12 protein-coding genes are annotated in these 22,445 nt (G+C 67.7%); all 12 read right to left on the bottom strand.

Going from position 1 to position 22,445, the window contains the following annotated elements:
• Positions 1 to 288: 288 nt before the first annotated feature.
• The 12 genes from J2850_RS27395 to J2850_RS27450 are packed head-to-tail and all read right to left on the bottom strand — an operon-like array spanning position 289 to position 22,157.
• Positions 289 to 4,686, bottom strand: a complete 4,398-nt coding sequence (locus J2850_RS27395) for a capsular polysaccharide synthesis protein (protein ID WP_209989350.1) — start codon at positions 4,684 to 4,686, stop codon at positions 289 to 291.
• A complete protein-coding gene (locus J2850_RS27400; protein WP_209989352.1) occupies positions 4,683 to 8,417 on the bottom strand; it encodes a DUF6519 domain-containing protein in 3,735 nt (1,244 codons plus the stop codon). Before J2850_RS27400 ends, J2850_RS27395 begins: the two co-directional genes overlap by 4 nt.
• 13 nt (positions 8,418 to 8,430) lie before the next feature.
• Positions 8,431 to 10,698, bottom strand: coding sequence for a hypothetical protein (locus tag J2850_RS27405; protein ID WP_209989356.1), 2,268 nt, complete (start codon positions 10,696 to 10,698; stop codon positions 8,431 to 8,433).
• Positions 10,695 to 13,646 carry a baseplate J/gp47 family protein gene (locus tag J2850_RS27410; protein ID WP_209989359.1) on the bottom strand — a complete coding sequence of 984 codons (2,952 nt, stop codon included), beginning with the start codon at positions 13,644 to 13,646 and terminating at the stop codon, positions 10,695 to 10,697. Before J2850_RS27410 ends, J2850_RS27405 begins: the two co-directional genes overlap by 4 nt.
• Complete coding sequence (locus tag J2850_RS27415) at positions 13,643 to 16,144, bottom strand: putative baseplate assembly protein (protein ID WP_209989361.1); 2,502 nt, start codon at positions 16,142 to 16,144, stop codon at positions 13,643 to 13,645. Before J2850_RS27415 ends, J2850_RS27410 begins: the two co-directional genes overlap by 4 nt.
• Entirely contained in the window at positions 16,141 to 16,506 is a 366-nt protein-coding gene (locus J2850_RS27420) for a GPW/gp25 family protein (protein WP_209989365.1), read from the bottom strand. The genes J2850_RS27415 and J2850_RS27420 overlap by 4 nt, the downstream gene beginning before the upstream one ends.
• Positions 16,507 to 16,509: 3 nt before the next feature.
• Entirely contained in the window at positions 16,510 to 16,830 is a 321-nt protein-coding gene (locus J2850_RS27425) for a hypothetical protein (protein WP_209989368.1), read from the bottom strand.
• Between the two features lie 13 nt (positions 16,831 to 16,843).
• Complete coding sequence (locus J2850_RS27430) at positions 16,844 to 17,353, bottom strand: phage baseplate assembly protein V (protein WP_209989372.1); 510 nt, start codon at positions 17,351 to 17,353, stop codon at positions 16,844 to 16,846.
• Complete coding sequence (locus J2850_RS27435) at positions 17,350 to 18,492, bottom strand: hypothetical protein (protein ID WP_209989375.1); 1,143 nt, start codon at positions 18,490 to 18,492, stop codon at positions 17,350 to 17,352. Before J2850_RS27435 ends, J2850_RS27430 begins: the two co-directional genes overlap by 4 nt.
• Complete coding sequence (locus tag J2850_RS27440; protein ID WP_209989379.1) at positions 18,482 to 18,844, bottom strand: hypothetical protein; 363 nt, start codon at positions 18,842 to 18,844, stop codon at positions 18,482 to 18,484. The genes J2850_RS27435 and J2850_RS27440 overlap by 11 nt, the downstream gene beginning before the upstream one ends.
• Complete coding sequence (locus tag J2850_RS27445) at positions 18,844 to 19,506, bottom strand: hypothetical protein (RefSeq protein ID WP_209989382.1); 663 nt, start codon at positions 19,504 to 19,506, stop codon at positions 18,844 to 18,846. Before J2850_RS27445 ends, J2850_RS27440 begins: the two co-directional genes overlap by 1 nt.
• A complete protein-coding gene (locus tag J2850_RS27450) occupies positions 19,503 to 22,157 on the bottom strand; it encodes an eCIS core domain-containing protein (RefSeq protein ID WP_343206901.1) in 2,655 nt (884 codons plus the stop codon). The genes J2850_RS27445 and J2850_RS27450 overlap by 4 nt, the downstream gene beginning before the upstream one ends.
• Positions 22,158 to 22,445: the final 288 nt, after the last annotated feature.

Below are 22,445 nucleotides of genomic sequence, written 5' to 3' on the forward strand. Positions count from 1 at the left end.
ATTCGGTTCATTCTGGTGATGGGGTGCGACAGGGCGAACGTCCTGCAGCGCTACAACCGCTGGCCCTTGGTGCAGAAGCCGTTCACGGAAGACAAGCTGGCCGGCGGACTTGCAAAGGTCCTTGCCACCTGACCGGCGGCTGGACCGCAACGGCAGTGACGATGACCGGTGTCGGCGTGGGTCGCGATGGAATGTCCAATACGCAGGTCCCCCCATGGCCAACCGGCATCGGCTCATCGGCGACGACGCCTACGCCGACGCCATCCCCGACCTGCACCAGGGCCGAGGCTATTTATATTTCCCTTCTCCCCCCGCCATGGACTGAAATAGCGCCAGCCCGACGTCCGCCAATCGCCAAAGACCAAGGCTCTTATCAACGAAACAACCGCAGGATTCGGTGCATTTCTCATTGATGACAGCCAAGGGGGGTGGCAGCGAAAACGGCGCGGCTTGAAGATTCAGGGGGCGCCACGTGCCGGTTCGCACGTCCCGGTTCTCCCTCCTATCAGGAAAGGTCGTGATGAGAACATAGCGCGATCTGCTGTCCACAATATTGCGGAGAACTCGCAATGCGTCATCATGGGACAGGTGAACCAGGCAGTCCCTGCATAGTACCACATCGGCAGTTGGCAGCGGATCGCCAATGAGATCCAGAGCCAGGAACTCGCGATCTGGCGCCATATGTCGCTCACGGTTCCGGAGGATCAGGCTCTCTAGCGGATCGACGCCAATGTAAGTCTCGATTCCGAGGCGGACGCGGTCCATCCAGTGAAAGTCGCCGCACGGTACATCGAGCAAGACGCGCGCGTGGAGATGCTGCAGAAGGAGGGGCAAGGCCCGCCTCACCTCTACCGTCTGGTGCAGGGAGGCCCCCGGTCCGCTGACTGATTCCTGGCCCTCGGCCGCATGATTGGCGCACAGGCGCTCAAATGCCTCCGTGATCGTGCTGCGCCAAGGCACAGCGGCGCACGGGCAGTTCCCGCTCGAGCCGCCTCCAGACCGGCGGTCACTTTCCACCGAGGGACCGGCGTTATTGCGGGAGCAGCGCAGCAGAAAGGTGAAGAAGCTGTCCATTGCCAGGAGTTCGGCTCCAGGCGCGCTCTTCTGGTGACGGATGACATTCTGCTGCGAGAGCATATAGCACCATGCGAGGGGGTCCAGCCGGCGCTCATGCTCGGCATCCTCGGCCAATTGGAAGTAGACTTCAGGGCGGCTCCAGCATACCGGCTGCACCGCCTCAACCGGCAGTTCCAGGCATGGCTCGTCAGCGCCCTCCAGCACGTCGGTCAATGGTTCATTGCCGAGCGCAATCCAGGACAAGGGGCGGCGAGCGCGCAACCTCGTGCAGAGGTTATTGTAGAAACGTGCTGCTACGGCACTGCCCGGGCGTGCCGCGAGAAAGGCATTGGAGAAGAGGCCCTGGCGCTCTCGGTGAGCAATGATATCGAACCGGTCCAGTTGCGCGAGAAGCGGGGTCAGGTCCCTCATGATGATGCAGTCTGCGTCGATCCACAATCCGCCGAACCGCATCAGGAGGAAGGCGCGCACGAAGTCCGACCGCTGCGCCACGTGCAGTCGGGACAGGTCGAGGTCGCGATCCCTATCCCACAAGGCCTCGAAATCGCGCGGCTCGATCACGCGGAGCGACAAGGCATGGCGCCGCATGGTCTCGATGCACTTGGCGATCCATTCCGGCATCGGCCCTTCCCAATAGGTCCACACGGGGACTTCTCCGGAAGCCGGTCGAGCGCCCAGCAGCAGGCTCAACGGTTGGACCATCGTCGGGATCTTGTCCGCGTCCGCGCCAGCCTGCGTTTCCCAAGGGCGGTGCCAGACCGGCAAGCCACGTCGATGCCATGCGGCGACCTGTTCGGGGGTCCGGGCGAGAATCCAAGCCGCTCCATCGGGGGTCGAAGGCCAAGCGACATTCGGATCGGTCCCGGTCGAGACTACAACGACTGGGCGGTCGCGGCGCGCAGCCGCGACTGCAGCGATCGCCGAGTCCCCGTCGGCAAAGACGACAAGAACCTCGGCAGCGATGCCATCGAGCATCGCTGCTAGTCCGTCCGCAGTTGCCTCCGACACCGCCACGGAGCATTCATAAATCTTGTCAAGCCTCTGCGACCATTCCGATGCCAACCCTGATGCCCGAGGAGCATCCGCGACCGCCACGAGGACGATCCGCAACTGCGGCGGCCAAGGCGGCGGCGCCTTTGCGGGACGGGGAAACAGTCGGTCCAGTTCGGCCACCGAACGGATCCGCTGGATCCGACCGAGCAGTTCGACATTCCGGGTATAGTTTGGGTTCCTGCGCCAAGGCTGTGATGTAGCGCCCCCTTCCGCATGGAACAGGTGCCATGCAACTTGGTTCGCTTGACGGGTCGCGCCGACTCGGCCGACAAGCGATGCTTTGTGTACCCAGGCATTGTCCTCACCGCCCCAGCCGAGGAAGCCCTCGATCATACCGCCGTGGCGATGTAGGAACGACGCACGGATCAGGCCTGCTCCGCCAATTGCTCCCCCTCTGATTGGGCTCAGCGTTCGCACGGGGCGACATTCGGCCGGCCTCCGCGTTCCCGCCTGGACCTCACGGCTCTGAGCCTCGTCCAGGTACTCGATCCTTGTGAAGGGAAAGAAGAAGTCCAGCGCCTGGGTTCTGAACTCCTCCTGCGCGCTCACCAGGAAATCCTCGCCGAACAGCAGGTCGCCGTCGCACCACAGGATTTCCGGCCGACGTGCCAACAGGCTTCCGGCGTTGATGGTGCGGGCCTTATCGAAGGGTCCTGCAGAGGCGATGAAGAGATGGTCCGTCTCCCACCGCCGCGCAACCTCCAAGGCCGTGGGCGCCAAGCCCATTTCGGCGACGATGATCTGGTCCACCGCCGGGGACTGGCGCAACGTGGCCAGCACCGTAGCCAACTGGCCTAGCCGCCGCCATCCACTAAAGGGAATGACGACCGAGAGGCCCTGCTCCCGCTGGATGCGCAGCGCGGCTGCGGGCACTGCCAGCGCCTCCGTGATGGACTTGTGCATGGGGAGGTGCCTCCTCGATCGGTTGGCGCGGTCGACCGCCTGCTCCACGGCCTGCAGCCAATGCCGCTCCCACTGTGTCTGGAAATCCCAGTGGGCTTCGAACCATGCCCGGTTCCGACGCCCCTTGGCGGCCAGGGTTTCCGGGCCGGATTCGATCAGTTCCGACAGTACGGCCGCGAGGGTGCCGCGACTCGCCTGCACGAATGGAACCTCGGTCGCATCGCCTGCACAGTGGCGGAATGCATCGGTGACACCGGGCAGCAGCCCGACGCCGTTGACCACCACGCAGCCGCAGGCGAGCCCTTCCAGGCTGTTGCGGTGATAGCTGCCGGTGACGCACTCATCGATGACGATGTGGGCGGCCCGTTTGGCTGCGAGCGCCTCGGCATGGCTCAGCTGCCGGTCCTTGATGGCTTTGACCTGAATCCCATGGCGTTTGCCGAGGTCGTCGAGGATCCCCGTGGTTGTCGCATAGCCTTTGCCGTGCCAGTAGAGGCGGTGACCTTCCGGATAGCTCTCGTGGCGGCCCGAAGGCGTGTAGGCGACCGTCACAACCTCGTTCTTCGTCTCGGGTCGGAATGCCGCTTCCCAGAACGGAATTGGATTGGGTACGATCTGCCAGCCGGCAAACTCCGGCAGCGTCGCCTGATACTGGCCGATGACGACGCCGGGAAACCCCTTCTCTATCAGCGCCCGGTCGACATTCCACATGTAGTTGTGAGCCATCACCAACGCCGGCTTGCCGTGGATGATCGACGCGTGCCGCGCGTCGACCTTGCCATTATGAACGATTATCAGATCAGCCTTGTCCAATGAGGCCATCGCTTCGCCGGGACGGGCGTTCCACTCGATGTCGCCGTCGAAGACGACGCCGTTCCCATAGTTGTTGCGAGCCCAGACGCATCGCGCACGGTGCGGTGTACGCGCGGCGATGCAGCGTGCGAGGATAGCAGGCACGCCGGCGACCGGCATCGTGGAGTACGATACGATCTCCAACGACTTCCCGCCTATCATGGTCTCCCGATCGTGCCCCGGAGCGTCGAGGAAGGACTCGAGCGTGCACTTCGGCAGCGCGGTGAGGCGGCTTTCAGCGCCGAGGTTCACGATTTCGACGCCGCGCGGGGCCCAGTGGGCAGCCAGCTTTGCATACTCCCGGTCGATCTGCGCGAGTTCGCGAGCGAGGGGATGCCGCCCCGTGGCCCCGAAGAAGTGATGGTCGGTGAAGTCCACGCCAACCAGTCCGACACGCCTCGCTCCCATGTGCAAGGCGAGGCATAGCGCGACATATGGCGAGTTGCGCGTGTGCGGCAGCGTTTCCGGGTCGCTCAAGTCGGTGCCGCCGTGGGGACCAAGGCGGAAGCGGACGACGTCGGGGTGCGTCAGGCCGAGGTCGAGCTGCGTGAAGATCGCGCGCGCGCGGCTCTGCTCGACGTATCGGAAGCGGTCGGCGGCGAATTGGTGTCGAGGGTTGAGGACGACGAGATAGGTGGGGTCGAACACGCGGCCGACATCGTTGACGCCAATCGTGAGGAAGCGGTCGGGCGCCGTGAGTGACAGGAGCGACCGCCCGCAACCACAGACGACCACGGTCGCGCCGCTATGGCGGTCACGATAGTCGGCGAAGCGGACCAGCCGTTTCTCGCTCGTCCTCATGGCGGCTGGATGCTCACTTGGTTCGCGGCGTTGGTGGAGAGGCCCCCGGCCGGTGTCAGGAGGTGCAGGAACCCGATCTTATTGAAGAATAAGGCGAGATTCCCCACCGCGGTGGCGCGAACCGCGATCATGGCGCCGTATATGAAATTGTCGCCGGGAGCGGTGGCGAGGAGGCTGTTGTTCGCGAAGTTGAGGAACGCGCTCGCGAAGACGTTCTGGCCCACGGCAAAGTTGTTGCTGTCGAGAACTGCCGTTTGGAACAGGCCGCGGGCCTTGCGGTTGACCAGTGTTTCGGCGATATCGCCACCGATGGTGAGGAGCTGGAGGTCGTTGCGTGTGAGCTGGAGTGAACTCGTGTTCGCCTCCAGCCTCGCTTCGGGATGATCAGAGAATGCCTCGATATAGCGCCTCACGTCGCCCCACCGCGGAAGCCCGTAGAAGCTGAGGGGTCCGGCAAACCGGCTTCCGTCAATCCGGCATGCGCCGATCACTTCTTCGATGACCACCGATGCCGGCCAGGCGGCGCCAACCACGCAGCAGCCGATCGCAAGGTCGCCCACCTGAACGACGTGCAGGCACGGTTCGTGCCCCTCGACCTGCTGCCTCGTGATCGAGACCGTCGAAAGGGACACATTCCGGTTCTTGCGCAGGAGAACGCCCTGGTCCTCGCTCAACGCGAGCTCGAGGTTTCGGAGCTCGAGCGCCAAAAATCCGCTGAGGGCGATCCCACCGTTGACCTCGACGACCGCCGTTGGCCCGCAGCCGTGGATGCTCAGACGGGCCTCGCCGTTTCCGTCGAATTCGAGCCCGTCAATCCCATGGTGGCCGGGCAAGAAGCAGACGCACGCCGCACCCTGGCCTATTTCGAAGAGTTGCGCGAGTAATTCCCTGCTGAGCTTCTCAAAATCGCCTCCCGGCCCAATGGTGACCTCGCACCCGCCCCCGCTGGGGACCGGCTGCCGCACGGCCGCCGTATACTCGAGCCGCTGCAGCTCCGTGCCGCCCGCGTCCCTGACTCGCACCGTTGCGCGCTGCCCGCCGCCCGCGCCGAGACGCCAGTCGAAGGCTGCATAGCCGTCGGCGTCGGTCACGCCCGGCCCGACGATCGCGCCTCCGCCCTCCTCGACGCTCGCGGCAAGAGCGACACCCGCGATCCCATCGCAGCCGTTCGTGACGCGCAGCCTCAGCCGGTATGGCAGGTCACTGCCCGCATCCCCTTCCTGTCCGTCGCCCGAGACATAGAGGACGACAAGCGTCGTGGTCGCGCAGTAGACGATCACCTGTCCCGGGACAGGATCTCCGTCAGCGTCGAGAAGGCTCGCCCGGGTGCGCTGGAAGCGGTCCCTTCTCGTCGCACCCGGCCCGAGCGACCAGCGGCACTCGGCCAGGCCGGACGCGTCCGTCGTGACCTCGTGCGTGGCGGCGAAGCTGCCCGTCCCGTCTCCGACGCCCCCGCCCCCGCTCTCGACCTCGAAGCGGATCCTCGCCCCCTCGACGGGCAGGTTGCCGCGCGCGACGCGGACAGTGAGAGGCTGCGCGAGGACCGCCCCGGGCGCGGCGTCCTGCCCATCGCCGGAGACGTAGTGAATCATCTTGAACGCGGTGAGCGGCGGGAACAGCTCGCGGCAGTCGCCGACGACGGTGATTGTGCCGTCCGGCCCGACCTCGACAAGGCCGAGACGGCAGTAGGTATCGGCGATACCCGCCGGCTCCCGCGCGACCGGATCGCCATGCTCGTCCCGTGGCCACTCGACGTCGCCGGTGATCGTGCGGGCGGGGACGATCCAGTAATCACCTGGGCGGTAGTTTCCACCGGGCGAAAAACGGACCTCGACTCCGTCCTCCAACGCGATCCAGACATCCTCCAGGATCGGAAGCGCGTGGCCCAAGATGAGGTTCGCGCCGTGATCCCAGCGCCGCAAGACCGGGTGGCGCTCAGGGTCCAGTCCAATCGAGCCGGAGGGCACCCCGGCGAGGACGAGTTCCAGCGGGTCGTCCCCGTTGGCGACATACTTATGGAGCGTTCCCGCGCGCGCCGTGAGCTCGGCGACATCGTCGGTCAGCTCGACGCAGTCGTGCACCGCGACGTCGAGATTGGCGTCTCGCCCGCGTGCCGCAACGCGCACCGTCGTCTCGTTCGCGGTCGCATCAACTGATACAGAGACCACGGCATAGCCGACGGACCCGTTCTCGCGCGACCATTTGAAGCTGGGGCTGGCGCCGCCTTCGTGCACCTCAATACGGTAGAGCTGGTTTTCGAGGCGTCGGTAGCCGGTCGTCGCGGCAATCTCGCAGAGGCTAGTCACAGTGAGTTGCGGCTCGGCACGAGCCGCGAGCCGCGGTCGCGCCGTGCTGGTCAGCACTTCCCATTCTGGAATCGTGGAATCGCAGGTGACGACGAAGGGGCTCGTCGCCGCTAGCACCAGCGCGCGCACCTGACACACCATCTGCGCCCGTGTCGCCGTGTCCGGTCCGCCGAGCGCAATCTCCCGGATCGAGGGGGCCGCGAGCGCGGAGACGTGCCTCTGCCAAGCGTTGAGATAGAGAAGATGCACTCCCGGCGCAAGCCGCTTGCCGGTGCCGCCGTCGGCTTGGTGCGCGAACGAGCCGCGCGTGTCAAGCTCGCAGAGGACGCCGTCAATGTAATAGCGGCCCGGGGAGATGGAGAGATTGACGGCGGGGAGCACGGTGACGGCGCTCGCCGGCGAGCCACCGCCGAGCCTGACGGTCACACCGCCGTCGCCGACCGCCCAGGCGGGCTCCGCGCCGAAGACGGAGAGGCCGCGGAGTGCCGTGTCGACACCGATGTCCTCCGCCAGCCACGTCTCGCCACCGTCGGACGTGTGGAGGATGGTGCCACCAACGCCAGCGGCCCAGCCCTCGTTCGCGTCGCGGAATGCGATTGCATGGAGAGTAGCCGCGGATCGGGTGGAGCAGACGGTCCAATTCGCGCCCCCGTCAATGCTCCTGAGGATTGTTCCGCGCTCCCCCGCGACCCACGCGCGCGTAGTGCCGATCCGCGCCAGCGCGCGAAGATGCGCGGTCGTTCCGCCGTCGACGGCGGTCCAGGTCTCACCACCATCTCCTGTCGAGAGGATTGCGCCGTGATTTCCGACAGAAAGGCCGTTCAACGTGTCGGCGAACTCGACGGCATAGAGCCGGGCCGCCCCGGTCTCGACCCGCCTCCAGCTCGCCCCGGAGTCAGTCGTGAAGACGACCGTCCCTCCGTCGCCGACGGCCCAAGCGTGGCTGGTGCCGACGGCGGTAACCCCTCTCAGCGTCCGCACCGTTCCGGCGTTCGGCGCCGTCCATGTTGTACCCCCGTCCGTCGTCCGTCGTACGAGACCAGCGTCGCCGACCACCCAGCCCGTTTCGCCGACGCTCGCGGCCGCCCGCAGATGCTCCGCCGTGCCGAGATCCGCGAGTGCGAAATCGACGCCGCCGTTGTCGGTCGCGAGAAGCGCACCGTCCTCAGCGAGAACCCATGCGTTGTCCGCATCGAGCGCGTGGACCGCGAGCGCGTTCGTCTCCGCGACGAGCGCGTATCCGGCCGCACCCATCGGGCCGCCGCAGGGCCCGATCATGCCGTGCGCCTGTGTCTCGTCCCGATGCCGCGTGATGTCGGCCTGCTCGTTCCAGTCGGCGTCGGTGATGATGCGGCCTTGCTGGAGCCGGACCGACGAGAAGTGCTGGCGGCTGTCGAACGTATCGCGAGAGAGATCGGCTTTCATATCTGCCCCAGCCTCAGTTGACGAAGAAGAGCCCGGCCTCGAGCCCGAAGCGGAGATACTCGTCGAGAGCGTCGCGGAGGTTCGCCTTCCGCTCTGGTTCTTTCAGCATTTCGTATGCGCCCATCTCCGCCCTGCTCTCGGCACCGGTGCGGATCTCGTCGGCACAACGCAGCTCGAGCTGGCCGAAGCCCGGGTCGCCGTACCGGCGCGACACGAAGAGCGGACGGATCCGCGCCTCCACCTCCGCCCGGATCACCGCCTCGGCCGCTTCCGTTGGCGGCGGAAGGCCGGCCTTGGCGGCGGTCGATCGCGCCGCCGCAATCCGCGTGCTCGCCTCGAGGTCGGGCTGGCAGCGGTAGCGGCGCGGTGCGGCGGATCCCGGCGGCACGTAGCTGAAGCGCAGGCAGCCGGTCTGCCGTCGCGCGGCGTCGATTCCGGCCGCGAAGATGCAGTCTGAGGCGCTCACCGACTGGACGCGGACGGGGCCGAAGATGCTGGTTCGCAGGAACTCGGCCGGCGTCTCCGGCGCGTCGATTCCGAACGCGGGCGAGCCCTCCTTCCCGATCAGGCTGTCGGCGGCGGCGAGCCGGGCGATGGGTCCGGGAATGTCGATCGCCGGCAGGATGGAATGATCGACCGTAACGGTCATCCGCGCGTTCCGGCCCGCCGTGACACGGAGGCCACTGCCCCCCGGCACCAGCGTCGTGTGGGCAAGCCTCAACTCCCCGAGTTCGCCGGCAGCGACGACGAGGGCGCCTTCGAGGAGGAGCCCGTTGAGGGCGAAAAAGCCGCCGCGCATCGATCCTGCCGGCTCTGTGCCGCGGACGACGAGATCGCCGACTACGTGTGCGCGGACGCGGTCGGCCGTGAAGTGCCCCGTCCGCCGCGCCACGCTCCTGGGCAACGGCTCGAGCGGCCACGTCCCGGAGACGACGAGAAGCCGTGAACCCTCGCCGATCTCGACCACCACCGTCCCGTCTGCATCGCTGAGGCTGTCCATGAGGACGATGACCCCCGTCGCTCCGGGCGGGAGGGCGTTCCAGGCCGCCGCCGCCTCTCGGAGCGAGGAGAAGATCATCCCACTCCCGTCGTCGGTCAAAAGATGGCTGACTCCCGCCTGCCACGAGGCGTCGTTGAAGCCGCCCTCGGAGGCCGCGCCGAGATCGAGCCCGATCGCGGCGTTCGCGGCGCGCACCGCGGCGCTACGGTCGTACGGCCCGCCGCCCGTGTCGCCGGCGAAGCCGTAGCTCGACTGGACGCGGACCTCCTCCACCGCCAGCGCCTCCGGAAACGCGAGCCGCCCGCGGACGGGATCAACGGCGACCGCCCGCAGTGGCGGCGAGGCGGCGGCGACGTCGTCCGGAATGTCGCAGATGAAAATGCTCTCTCGCGGAACCTCGACCGGTGCCGGCTCCCCTACGAGCCGCACGAAGATCCGGAGAACCGGGTCGTCGGCCGTCATGAAGACGGGCGCGGGCGCGGCGATCCCCCGCCTCAGCCGCTCGAGTTCGGCGTGGAGGGCGAGCGCGCGAAGCTGGCCCGGGACGTTTTCTTCCTCGGCGAGGTGGGTGATCGTCGTCTCGGTCCGCGCGTCGTTGAAGAGCGGCGAGTCGACGCCGGCCGGGTGGACGCTCCACCATGCGCCGTGGTTGCGGGCGCTCGTAAAGTCCGGCGCCTCGTCGCCCGGCAGCCCAGAGCCGAGCCGGTAACTCTTCAGCCGCCAGAGGAAGAGCCCGACGTTCGGGATGTTGTGCCGTCCGCGCCCTGCCGCGATGCGGCGGACGTCGGCTGTGTGGGCGAAGCGGTCAAAGGGGCCATCGGCGAGTTCGGCGGTCACGGTTTCGCGGATGCGCGCGGTGAACGTCGGCGCTAGGCGGACGTGGTTCATGTGCTCGGTCGTCGTGAGCCGCTGCCAGAACTCCACCGCCCGCGCCGGCCAGCCCGTCACGTCCCACGCGAGTTCCTCGAGGACGACCGCCGTGCCCTTGCGGCGACGGTAGGCGATCGTGTTCGCCACATAGGCGCGGGCGCTGACGCCGGCGGACGGCACGGGCCGGATCGCGCGGACGCCGAGGAGGTCTCCGATGTAGGGGACCACCCACTCCTCGCAGGTCTCGATAAACCAGTTGTCGTAGAGCCGTGCCGTATCCGCCTCGATCCGCGTGAGTTCGGCCTCGATCACGCCGAGGAGCGCGCGGAGCGGCTCCCCCTCCACCGCGTCGCGCAGACGGTGGACCGCGGGGAGGAGGCGGTAGAGGCGCTCGGGGGTCAGGAGGCTCATGACGCCATCTCCTTGATAACGATCCCTGCGGGATTGATGAGCAGGAGCTCGGCGGGCATCGCCGCCCGCGCCGCCGCATCCCACCGGGCGGCGAAGGCCGGCACTGCGGTGGCTGCCGGGTCGGAGGGGGTGACGGTGGTCCCGGCGGAGGGGACGAGCTCGTCGAGATCGACGGCGACAACGCCCTCGACACGGTGGATGAGCGCCATGATCTCGGCCGCCGTGACAGACTGGCCGATATCCCTCGCCTTAAACACGAAGGCGTTGCGGAGCGCGGCCGCGACGCTCTCGATGACCTCGCGCACAACGTAACGGCGATGAACGGCGACCGACGCCTTGACGGAGAAGAAGCGCGGCGCGAAGGGGGCTGCGTCGAACCGCTGCGCCGGATCACTGGCCGCCGCGATCGAGACGGCGAGCTTCTCGAGGATGTCCTCTCCCGGAGGGCCACCGGTCGCGCCGGCGACCGTCAAGAACACCCGCGAGGCGCCGTCGACCCAGAGGACGTCGCCGCGCGCTTTGCCGATCCCCGGGAAGGCGCGGGCGTAGTCTTCGTAGTCGAGGAGGGAAACGACGCGGTCGAACGTCAGGAGCGTCAGCGGCGCGTTGCGGCGGGCGTCATCGAGCCGCTCGGGGCCTTCCGCGCCCGACGCGGGCAGCGGATTGGTGACGCCGCGCACCCCGAGCGGTATCGCCCGCAGCATCGTGAGCGCACCGGCCGCTACCTCGCCCTCGGGCCCGATCCCGCTCCGATAGTGGGCCGCGACGTTGAGTGTCCCCGTCGGCAACCGCGCGCCCTCAATGCCGTTGCCGAAAATCACCGTCGTCGTTCCGTTGTCAGCGAAGCGGCTCGTGTAGACGGTCTCGTCAGCGCGCGCACCATAGAGCGAGGACCGCTCGTCCCAGAGGACGCCCGCGACGCGCACCTGAAGCGTGCTCGCGGCGCCTCCCTTCGCGGGGAGGTAGGTGGTCGGCGGCTTCTTCAACGTGAAGCGCTGGTTCGGCACCGAGGCATCGCCGCTGCCGAGCACCTCGCGCGCCGTCTCGCCGTGCGTTGCGTGGACGACGTTGGCGCTGATGCGCAGGCTCGCCCGGACGTAAGAGTTCTCGAGCTCATCCTCGAAGACGAGCGTCGTCCGACCGTCGGTGTGGACGATGTCGGCGAGGATCGCGATCTCCGCGGCATCGACACCCGCAACGTCGTAACGCTCGCCCGTTAGCGCCACCGGCTGGCCGACCGAGAGGCCGAGCACCATCCGGTCGAGCTCGATCGCCGTGTCTCTCGCCGCGATCGGCGCGTCGATCGGAAGCTCGGCGAGATCGAGGCGGCGGCTTGCGACGTGCGCCGTCGCCGTGCGGAAGCGGAAATTGGGCGGAGAGGTGGGCAGAGGATTGCCGTTCGCATCGGCGACGCGAACCTGCATGCCGCGCCCCGAGATGCCGAAGTCAGCGATCGAGGTCTCCCGCGCGTCGAGGACGGTGAACGCCTCGGCCACGACGTCCGGCGCATCGAATACGGCCCAGCTGCCGCGGACAACGTCCGCCACCGCGCGCTCGAGATGGACGAGCGGCGTCGTCCTGCAACCCTGCGAGGTCTCCCAGATCGTCCGCGGGAGCGTTCCGCCCCCATCGATCGTGTCGCCCTTGTCCCAGCCGGTAGGGTAGGCATTGCCGTGTATGGCAGTGGTCCCGTCCGGCAGGAGCTTCCATCGCGGTGCGTTGTTGCCGAAGAAGCCAAGCGTGCTGACGAATGCGAACGCGCCGACCTCCGGCGAAGGGGGCGGCCCGCTGGGCCTAGCGCCGGCGATCGCATCAGAGAGTGCGCCCGCGTCCCAGCGCTGCATCCCGATCATCGCCTGGAGGTCGCTCTCCCGCCACGAGCGCGCGGAGATCGTGCCGGCGATGGAGGCGCTGGTGAAGGGAACGGTTGCCATCTGCGGCTTCGCCAAGTTCACGACGGGGCGAAGGGTGTAGGGGACGAGCCACGTCGCGATCCGCGGTGCGGGCGGGTCGGGCACAGGCTCGGGTAGCGGCTCGAGGTCGATGCGGATCCGCTTCAGCTCCGGCTCCGGCGAAACCGCGGATACGCTGAGGACCAGCGTCCTAAGATCTGCGCCGTTCTTGCCGACGAAGAGGAGGAGATCGCCTCCTTCGATGCCGCTCACCCCCTCGGCGACGTAGATCCGACCGACCTCGAGTGCGTCGACACTCGCCTCGATGGTAAGGCTCGGGTCGAGCCGGAAGAGGCCCGCGCTGTCGAGGTTCGCGTGCAGCCCCACGGTGAGCGGTGGGAAACTCCCGGCGGGACCGAGAAGCGCGAGGACGCGCGTCGTCTTTCCGTTGGTCGCCGTCTCGAGCACCGCCATGTCTGCCGGGCGCGTCAGCCGGGGCACGAGCGCGTTCCATTCGGCGCGGGCGACGATCGCAGCGCTCGTCTCGAACACCTGCGGTATCTGCCCCTGGGCGGGCACGCTCTGGATTGCCGTGCCCTGAGGGATCGTCGCGACCTGCGGCGCCCCGGGCGCATCTTCGACGGTGAAGGCGAGATGCACGCTCGCCGCGACGCCGGGCTTCAGCTCGTAGCCGATCGCCCGGGCGAGCTCAAGGACGGAACGCCGCTCCGTCGCCGTCCGCAGGAAGCCCTCGTTGGCAATCCGCTCCCCGTAGAAGGTGAGAACGTCGGCGACGCACGCCGCCGCGTCCACAAGCGCCACGGTCGGATCGTCGCTCGCCCGCGTGAGAAGCCGCGCCAGCGGGTGCTGCGCGTCAGGAGACTCCCGGTCGCGCCGGGCGAGCGGCAGGCTTTCCAGCATGCGGCGGTAGAAGCCGGGCTGCGTATCGACACGGTAGCCGATCGAGGGAAGGCCGGGGGCGTTCTTCGGCATCGCGGGCTCCTCGAGGCCCTCGCAGCAGCCGCAGGTGTCAAGCCCGCTCGCGTCGATCGTCATCGCGCCTGCCCTTTCGTCTCCACCTCGAAGCGGATGCGGCCGTTCTCCGGGGCGTTTGGGTCGTTGTCGAGCCGGGCGATCTCGAGCCGCTGCATTGCGATGCGGCCAGCTTCAATTTCGCCCGCCGGGGACCGGCCGAGCCGCTGGAACGTGAGCGGCGTCACGAAGGCGACGCCTGTGACGTCCATCGCTGCGGCGATCACCGCGCTGAGGTACACGGGCTCTCCGAACGTGAGGCGGTCCGGATGGAAGAAGCCGGGCTCGCGATCCGACCTGAGGCCCGCACTGAAGCGGTCGAGGAGGCGGCTCTCGATGTCTGTCGGAAAGTAGCCGGGCTTCGCGCAGACGTGCAGGGCGACGTCGAGCGCCACGTAGCGCGGCCCGTCGATCTCGACGTCGTGCCCAGCAAGTCGGTAGCGCTCGACATGCGCGGCGAGCGCCGCCTCGAATGCCGGATCGATCGTCTCGCTCCCGCGCCGGTCGACGGTGATGAACATCGTGTACCAGCTTCCCGTCCAACGGCGCGTCGCGACGGCCCTCTCGACGCGGGGATCGCGCTCCACGACCTCGGCGTAATCCGCCTCGGTAACGGCGCGCTCCTGCCGGCGGAAGGCCTCCGGCGCATCGAGCCGGGCCTTCAGCATCGGCTCCGCATCGACCCCACCCGTTGCCGGCAAGGGATTGCGTACGCGCGAAATGCCCCCGAATGCGGCGACGGCATGGCCGATCGCCTCGGCCCCGACATTCCCGGCCACCCCGTTGCCAACGCGGATGCGTGCCGTGAGATCTTCGCCCGGACGCGGCGGCCGGCCGTTCACGCCGTCGCCGAAGCGCAGGAAGGCGCGGCCGTCGTTCTCGACCTCGACAACAAGGTCGTTCGCCGCCCCACCGCTCGCGAGAAGGTCGCGGCGCACGTTCCAGCGCCGCTGATCGCTGCCGCTCCGCACCTCGAGCGCGGGGCGCACGTCCGCCATCTCGCAAACGAGGGCCGCGCTCGCCGCCTTGCTGCGGTCGATCAGAACCACTTCGTCGCTGCCGGGCACGCGCACGCGCCCCTGTTGCGTCAGCAGAGCGACCGCGGTCGAGGCGAGGCGGAAGCGGGGAGTGCGGCCGCCCGCCAGCGGCTCCGGCCGCTCCTCCCGCGCCACCGTGACGCCGTGGTCCGCGAGCCCAACGTTGCCCGCCACCGCCGCCATCCCGTCCACCAGCGCACCGCCAATCCGCTTCGAGAGGCAGAGCGGGAACGGCAGCGCGTCCCCCTCCCCCCATTCGATCTCGACGAAGGCCTCGCCGGTGACGGGATCGCGCCGCGGGGATGATACCCCGCGGACGCCGCCCTTCATCCGCGCCTCGGGATCGACATGCGTGAGGCGCACGGCGTGGCGCCTGAGGCGGTCAGCGTCGACCTTTTCTCCGGTCGTCGTGCTCTTCATCGCCTCGAAGATCAGGATGTCGCCCGCGCGAAGGCGAAGGCGGTTACCGGGATCGTCGCGCAGGAAGGCGAGCGTCGCGCCCTTCGGCAGGCAGCATTCGTCGTCGCTCCACGTGTGGAAAGCGATCCCGTTGTGAGCGCTGAAGAGCGTGACGGGCTCGAGAAGCTCGAACGGCTGCGCTCCCGCCCGGAGGCCCGTATCGGCGTCGTCCTGCGAGACTGCCGGGCCGAGCCCCGGAACCGTGGTGAAGACGAGCGTTCCGCCGAGCCCTGTCTCCGGGTCGCATCCGTTGAGGACCTGCCCATCGGCGGCCGGCTCGACCTCGAAGGCGACGAAGGTCCGCGCGTTGCGGCCGTCATGGAACGGATAGTCGAGGAGGCGCGTGTGGCGGCGGACGGAGACCCGCTGGCGCGCGGTGCCGAGATAGGCCTCAGTCCCGACCGCGTCCTGGAAGTAGGCGATTTCGTCGGCCCGGTAGGCGATCGCTTCCGCGAGCGTGACCCAGAGGTCGGCCGCGCTCCTCTCACACCACTCGGGCATCAGCACGGACATACGGTCGAGGATCAGCCGGCGGACGGTCGCGTAGTCGCGCGCGAAATAGTCGACCGCCGGACCCGCCGCGGGATCCGGCGGGCACGTGGCGGCCGGACGGCAGTCGAAGTCGCTCGGGCAGTCGGCCTTGAAGCTGAACTCGATCTCGGCGAGCGCCGGGTCGATGCCGTCGGGTGGCACGCCGGTGCCCGCAGAGGCGACGAGGCGCAGGCGGTAGCGCGAGAAGTCGCCCGCTGTTGCGACATCGACCGTCAGCACCTCGTTCTCTGGCGCGATGGCGGTGACGGCGGGGTTGCGCACCCGCGCGCCGCCGCGGATCTCCACGTTCGCGGGCGTGAGCGGGGCCGCCGGCACGAGGTCGAGCGGATGCACGAAGTGTACCCTGAGCCGGCGCTGCCCCGGATCGACCTCGAGGAAATGGATGCCGTTGAGGAGGACCGCCGGGCTCCCCGCCGCCGCCTCGCGCAGCGCCACCACCCGACCGGGGGCGTGGCAGAAATACTGCCCAGTCATGCTGGCACCTGCTTGGTGAAGCGCGCCGCGCCATTCCGCTTCGTGCGCAGCACTGCGTAGCGTACCAGGACGGTCATCGTCGCATCGGCGCTCGACGCGCTGACCCCCTCGATCCGCACGAGGTGTCCGAGCTCCTGCTGCAACGCACCGTGGACGAGCGCCTGGACGGTGGCAGCGAGCTCCGGGCTGTTAGGCGCGAAGACGAGCTGCATCAGGCCACAGCCGAAATCGGGACGGTTCACGCGCTCCCCAGGGGTCGTGAAGAGCACCTGTTCGATGAGGTCGTGGATGTGCGCGTCCTCGCTCTCGGCCTCCGCCGTGCGGCCCCGGCCATCAACGCGGTATGGAAAGGCTACGTTCATCGTTCAACTCCCGATCACGCGCGTCTGCGCGACCGTCGGAACGAGCGGCGTACCGGTCGGCGTGCAGAGGGACTGGCTGTCGAGGAGGATGGCCGGTTGCCCCGCGACGAGGACGCGCGTCGCCGCCATCACCCACTGCGCCGTCACGCAAGGTCCGTTGCCACCCGGCGGCACGAAGGAGCAGCCTGCGACGGCGTACGGCGACGCCATGGTTGCGACCGGTTGGCCGGAGACGAGCACCCGCGGGTTCGGCGCCGTCGGCATCGCCTGCCCGCCGTGGCTGCACATCACGGTCGCGCCAAGGTGGAGGAGCGGGCCCGGCATCGGATCGTCCCCGCTACACGATCGTCAACGCGCCGGCGTTGACGTTTACGGTGGGCCCGGTCATCACGATGGACGCCCCTTTGCCGTTCTGGATGTAGATGCCGGTGTCGTTGACGATCAACGTCGCCCCGGTTGAGCTCTTCAGCATGATCCCGCCGGTCGGGCCCGGCAGGTCGCTGATCGTGAGGCCGTTCTGAAGCGCCGTCTGCATCGTGATCGCCTGCACGGCGGGCGGCGTCGCACGGGCGAGCGCGGGAACTTCGGCCGCGCTCCCCCAGAAGCAGCCGACCCAGATCGGATAGTCGGGATCACCCTGCTCGAACTCGACCCAGACGCCGGAGTTGATCATCGGCAGCGCGAACATCCCGTTCTGAAGGCCCGCGAGCGGCACGCACGGCAGCGCCCAGGTGGCGGGCGCGAAGCCGGCGACGTCCGGCACCTGCACCTGGAGCCGCCCCTGCTGCATCGGGTCGATGTTGTTCAGCACCATTCCGCGGTATTTCCCAAAGTATTTCGGCTTCATGCCGGCACCCTTGGCGTGATCGAGACAAGTCCGTTGCGTGTGAGGCCGAAGCGCTGCTTGAATTCGCCGCGCTTCAATGTGCTCGTGACGCTGTCGACGTAGTAGAGGCCGTCGTAGGCGACGCCGGCGCCGCGCACCCCGACGAGGCCGCGCGCCTTCAGCATCCGCCCGTAGCGGAGGACGTCGAGATTGCCGCTCCCGGTGACGGCGTCCTGCGATTTCGCCGCCTCCGCCACCCCCCGCGACAGAGCCTGCATCGGCCCGAGCTTGGCGGTGTCCTTGAGGATCGTGAGGTTGGCGATCGGCGTCGGCAGCGCGCCGAGCGGCGGCTGCAAGGGATTGACTTTCGGAACCGGAATGGGGATCGGCAAGCGCGTCAGCGGGTTCTGTATAAAGACGACCGGCAGGACGCCCTTCGTCGGATCGAAGGTGAAGCTCAGATCCTCGACGTTGGTGAGCACGTCCATATCAACGTTGAGCGCGGGCTGCGGCGCCCCGACTTTGATCTCCGGCCCGAAATAGGCGACGTTCGTGCCTGGCACCGACCCCGGCTCGATGTAGAAGACGTAGCCGACGAGCTCGGCGAGGTCCTTGATGTACTGAAGGTCGGTGCCCTGCTGCGCCGGGATCCGGTCGATCGGGATCGGCACGTCCGGGAAGAGCGCGGGGATGACGAGCGGGATGACCCCGTACTGGGCGTACTTGCCGCAGAGGAGCGCCACCCGCGCCTCGATCGGCATTGCCGGGAACGGCAGGCCGCTGAAGTCCTGCATGTCCATGACCTTCGTCACGTCCTCGCCGGTGACGGTGAGCGTGCCCGGCCGTCCCCGACCGCCGGCCTGGATCTCGACGTTCGTCATCACCCCATCGAAGAGCGGCGCCGGGGTGCCGTTCATCGTCACGATCAGGAGAACCCGCAGCGGCGGTGTCGCCATCGACATGTTGGTCCCCGCCGCGATCAGGAAAATCGTGTTGAGCTCCGACCGCGCCGTGACCTGGAAGGTGAGCTGGAAGCCGCTCGCCCGGCCCGAATCGGTCCGCACCTCCACCGATTCGAGCGCGTCGATCACGACGCGCGGAACCGGAACCGGGACTATCGGCCCGACGAGCAGGGTGAGCTGAATCCCCTTAGCGAGCATCGGCGGCCCCCGGAACGCCCTCCGGCAGCGTGATGTAGACCGTTGCGCCGGGCTCGGCGACGACTGCTTCCGGCAGCATCGCGCCGTTCGCGTCCGCGATCCGCCACCACTGCTCCGCCTCGCCGAGGTGGCGCGCGGCAAGGTTGTCGAGCCGCTCTTCCGCTACGGCGGTGACGGTCTCGATCACGGAGAAATTCGCGACCGGCGGCAGGAAGCGCCGGGTGACGAACACGACCGTGCGGCCGTCCGGCAGCGTCGACCGCACGGTCGGCAGGCCGTAATAGCGGCTCGTCGGCGCGAAGGCGGGTGGCGTCAGCGCGCTCGACTGCAGGAATGCCTCGATCGGATCCATCAGCCGATCCCTCCGATGCCGAGCGTCGAGAGGCTCACCGGCCCCACCTTTCCGGCGAGGGTCTCCCTGCCCTGCAGGTACGTCATGAAGAGGCCTCCGCCCTTCGTGGAGAAGCCGAGGTCGTCGACCGAGAGGACGCGAAGGCCGAGCGTCACCCTGGCGCGGATCGGATTCAGCGCCGGATCGAACGCCTCCTCGGTGATCGAGAACTCGCCGACCTTCACCGGCACGATGCGGCTCTTGCCCCAGACAAAGACGACGAGGGGCGCGAGCATCGGCGCGATCTCCAGCGTGCCGGAGCTGGCCACGGCGTCGATCCTCGCGAGCTCCGCGGCGGCGGGGTTGACGAGCGTCTCGAGCGCGGCGAGCTGCGGAGCAATGCCGAACGCGCCGGCATCGGGGTTCTGCGCGGGAAACTCGAGCTGGTCGGTGGCGTCGATCTCGGCTTCGAACGAGATCGTCTCGATCGCGGGTCCCCTGAAGCGCGTCGGCTCGACGCGGCTGGCGTTTCCCTCTCCGCCGGTCTCCTGCGTCTGAAAGCGGCGCGTCAGCGTGTCGGCGTTGTACTGGAGCGAGATGATGGCGAGGACGCGCGCGGTCTCAGGGTCGATGAGGACGAGACCGCCCTTAATGAGTTGGGGGGAGTTGGGGAAGGTGGTCATGCGGCTGGCTCACGGCGTTGGGCTGGTGCCGGACGCGAGCGGGCGAGCATTCGGCGGTACCGCCGGAGCCGCTCCACGCGCTCGCGGACTGAGGGCGAACGACCAACCGCCGGCACACGGGGGCGGAGATCGTCGAGCGATGGGTAGTCGGAGGGAAAGTCGTCCTCGACCCAGCGACGACGGCGCATCAAGCCGACGAGCGGAGCGAGCGCCCTCTCGCGCACGATCCTGCGGGCGCCTGGCCGGCGCTCGATCCAGCGCGCGATCGGCGGCGACACGGCATAGTAAGCCGCGATCAACCATCGCCCGGCAAGGGTTCGCCGCAATTTACGGTCGCGGTAGTGACGCAAGAACACCACCTCAGGCGCGAACGGCGTGCCCCAGCAAGCGGTCGCGATGAAGCACGAGCACGACGGCGGCGTCTGACCCCCGAACTGCGCGGCGATCTCCTCCGACTTTGGCGCGGCGAAGCTGAACGTGATGGTCTGCTCGAAGAGCGTGTAGCGGCCGGAGAGAAGGGTCCAGCCCTTTTCTTCCGAGCGCTTCAGCGGCGTCGAGGATTTCGGCGTCTCCTTGTCGTCGATCGTCGCCGCCTCGATGGACATGCTATGGAAGAACAGATCGAAGATCGATTCCGGTGGCTCGTTGTCGAAGAACCGGTTCGAAGTGTCGCCGAACTTCACCTTCAGGCTGACGGTCACGTGTGGCTGCTTGCCGGACTGCTCGATCGCGCGGATCGGCGGGAGAGCACAGTACATCGCCCGGTCCACATCCGGCTGCAGGTTCGTCTCATAGTATCTCTGGATCTGTTTGCTGAGCTGCTTGCGGTAACTCTCCTCGAGCTTGCGCTGGATCCTCTCAAGGTAAGGAACAATGACGAGCTGAATGATCAGGTCGACCAGGAGCAGTCCAATGTTTAAGACTTCTAGCGCCACCCCGGCTGCTAGCGAGCCCAGTCGGGGTCTTATGCTCGGCGCACGGACGCCCGATCCAGTGCGCGGTGTCGGGATTTCCGGGACCGCAGCCGTCGGAGCGACGCGCTCGGGCACCAAGGGTGTCGGCACCCGAGGAAGTTCCGCCGCCTCGGGAGTGCGCGGAGCGTGGACCTCCGACGCGGCAGTTCTCGGTCCGACTCCCTTCGGTGTGCCAAGCTTCGGCGTTGGAATTTCGGGGGTGTCAGCCGACGGAATAGGAAGTGGCGGCGCAGCGGCCTCGGGCGGTGCAGCGGGTCTGGCCCGAAAGGTGGCCGGCGGCACATTCTGCCGATTGACCGAGGGAACGGGACGTCCTTCGATAACAATGCGACCCGACGTGTTGAGGTTTTTAATCTCGAACGCCAGTTCCGGGTACTTGTTCGCCAGCTTCTTTAGGACCCCCGGGGAGACCTTGGGGTCCACGACGCCCTGGGCGCACGTCGAACATGGCTCCTGCTCGATCAGGATCCAGACGCGACGGCCGATCAACTTCTCGCGCGCGACCGATCTCAGGAACAGGTCGAGCCGGTCGGCGATGGCCTGTTCGGCATGGCCATGAGTGTGTGGGAGGATCTTGGGGTCTGTCGGCGGAGCGAATTCGGAGTTCGAGTTGACCTGCCCGCCGGCCCGAGGCGATTTCCCAACGATGATGACGTCGTCGAGCCCAGGGACGTCGGTGCGCGCGACTCCCATCGTGCCCCCTTCGGTCTCCATGTCAGGAGTGACCGATGTCGCCGTAACACGCTGTGGCCCCTCGGCTCGCGCCTTTGCCAGCGCTTGGGTCAGTGGCCCTTCAACTTCTGGCCTCGAAAAGCGGCCCTGCCCCACAGCGGCCCTCGGCGGAACCGTCCGTTGAGCGTAGATTGATTGCGCCATCGGGTCATTTCGGGCATATCGCTCCAGCTGCGTGTTCGTCATCGCGCTGAAACGTCTCCATAGCTCTTCGGCCGCAGCGGGATCGGTGACCGCACGCTTTCGCAATTCGTCGATCGTCGCCATATTGAGCGGGTTTGGCGCACGCTGGAGCAGCATGCCCGGAGCGGGTCCGGTGACGGCTCCGCTACCGCCCGTCTGCTGTATAACGTGGGTGAGTTCGTGCGCAAGCAGACGTCGGCCCTGAAGACTTGCCGGACTGTAACGGCCGGCGCCGAACACGATGTCCGAGCCGACGGTATAGGCGTCTGCGTTCACTTCCTGAGCGGAGCGATGCGCGGCTGCGTTGTCGTGTATGCGCACTCGCGAGAAATCATAACCGAAGCGGGGCTCCATGTCCCGCCGAAGGACCGGATCCAGCGGCCTGCCCGGAGCGGCGAGTGCCCGGTCGACACTCTTAGGTGCCCAGCCTTCGGGCTCCCCAATGCCCGGTCCGACGAAGCGCTGGATGCGAGGAGGGAGAACGCCCAACGCCTGGTGTCCTAGAGCCATCATGACCTGATCTGCAGTGGCCTCCGCCTCGCGCTCGAGGGGATGGTCGGCGGTACCAACGGCCAGTTTCCGTTGCATGACGTGGCTCAAGCCGCTGCCGCACTCCTCGCACTCACTGGACAGCGGCGCCCCTCCACCGCAGGCGCACTTGCGCCGTATAATCCCGCTGATGGGTATCGCCTTCCAATGCCGCTCCTGCGGACCGGTCTGCCTAGCAAACATCGACTGTGCCCCCCTGTATCGAGGCGCCATCGCGGGAGTAGGCGGCCGTAGGCGAGTTCATAGCTTTGCTCCCAGGCAAGCGATGTTCGCTCCGACGGCACGGCCGAACGCCGTCGCACTCGCCGTATGGTGAACCTTCACCAGACCTGCCCCTACAACGGCCTCACCGTTGGCCCCCGTGAGCGCCGAAAGGCCCGGGTCGCGCCCGATCCGCACAGCGAGTTCGGCCTCAAGGGCAGCGGCGACGACTGCGGCCTCCGCGCGATCGACGCCGCGGAGGACGAGGTGATCAATGTGGATGATGATGCGAGTCGTGCC

The organism is Azospirillum picis (genome assembly GCF_017876115.1).
Lineage (GTDB): Bacteria > Pseudomonadota > Alphaproteobacteria > Azospirillales > Azospirillaceae > Azospirillum > Azospirillum picis.

Bases quoted from the DNA above. Each gene is read 5' to 3' on its own strand.
- J2850_RS27450 (WP_343206901.1), bottom strand. From the start codon at position 22,157: ATGGCGCCTCGATACAGGGGGGCACAGTCGATGTTTGCTAGGCAGACC.
- J2850_RS27405 (WP_209989356.1), bottom strand. From the start codon at position 10,698: ATGAGCCTCCTGACCCCCGAGCGCCTCTACCGCCTCCTCCCCGCGGTC.
- J2850_RS27430 (WP_209989372.1), bottom strand. From the start codon at position 17,353: ATGAAGCCGAAATACTTTGGGAAATACCGCGGAATGGTGCTGAACAAC.
- J2850_RS27445 (WP_209989382.1), bottom strand. From the start codon at position 19,506: ATGACCACCTTCCCCAACTCCCCCCAACTCATTAAGGGCGGTCTCGTC.
- J2850_RS27415 (WP_209989361.1), bottom strand. From the start codon at position 16,144: ATGACTGGGCAGTATTTCTGCCACGCCCCCGGTCGGGTGGTGGCGCTG.
- J2850_RS27420 (WP_209989365.1), bottom strand. From the start codon at position 16,506: ATGAACGTAGCCTTTCCATACCGCGTTGATGGCCGGGGCCGCACGGCG.
- J2850_RS27410 (WP_209989359.1), bottom strand. From the start codon at position 13,646: ATGACGATCGACGCGAGCGGGCTTGACACCTGCGGCTGCTGCGAGGGC.
- J2850_RS27435 (WP_209989375.1), bottom strand. From the start codon at position 18,492: ATGCTCGCTAAGGGGATTCAGCTCACCCTGCTCGTCGGGCCGATAGTC.
- J2850_RS27400 (WP_209989352.1), bottom strand. From the start codon at position 8,417: ATGAAAGCCGATCTCTCTCGCGATACGTTCGACAGCCGCCAGCACTTC.
- J2850_RS27395 (WP_209989350.1), bottom strand. From the start codon at position 4,686: ATGAGGACGAGCGAGAAACGGCTGGTCCGCTTCGCCGACTATCGTGAC.
- J2850_RS27440 (WP_209989379.1), bottom strand. From the start codon at position 18,844: ATGGATCCGATCGAGGCATTCCTGCAGTCGAGCGCGCTGACGCCACCC.
- J2850_RS27425 (WP_209989368.1), bottom strand. From the start codon at position 16,830: ATGCCGGGCCCGCTCCTCCACCTTGGCGCGACCGTGATGTGCAGCCAC.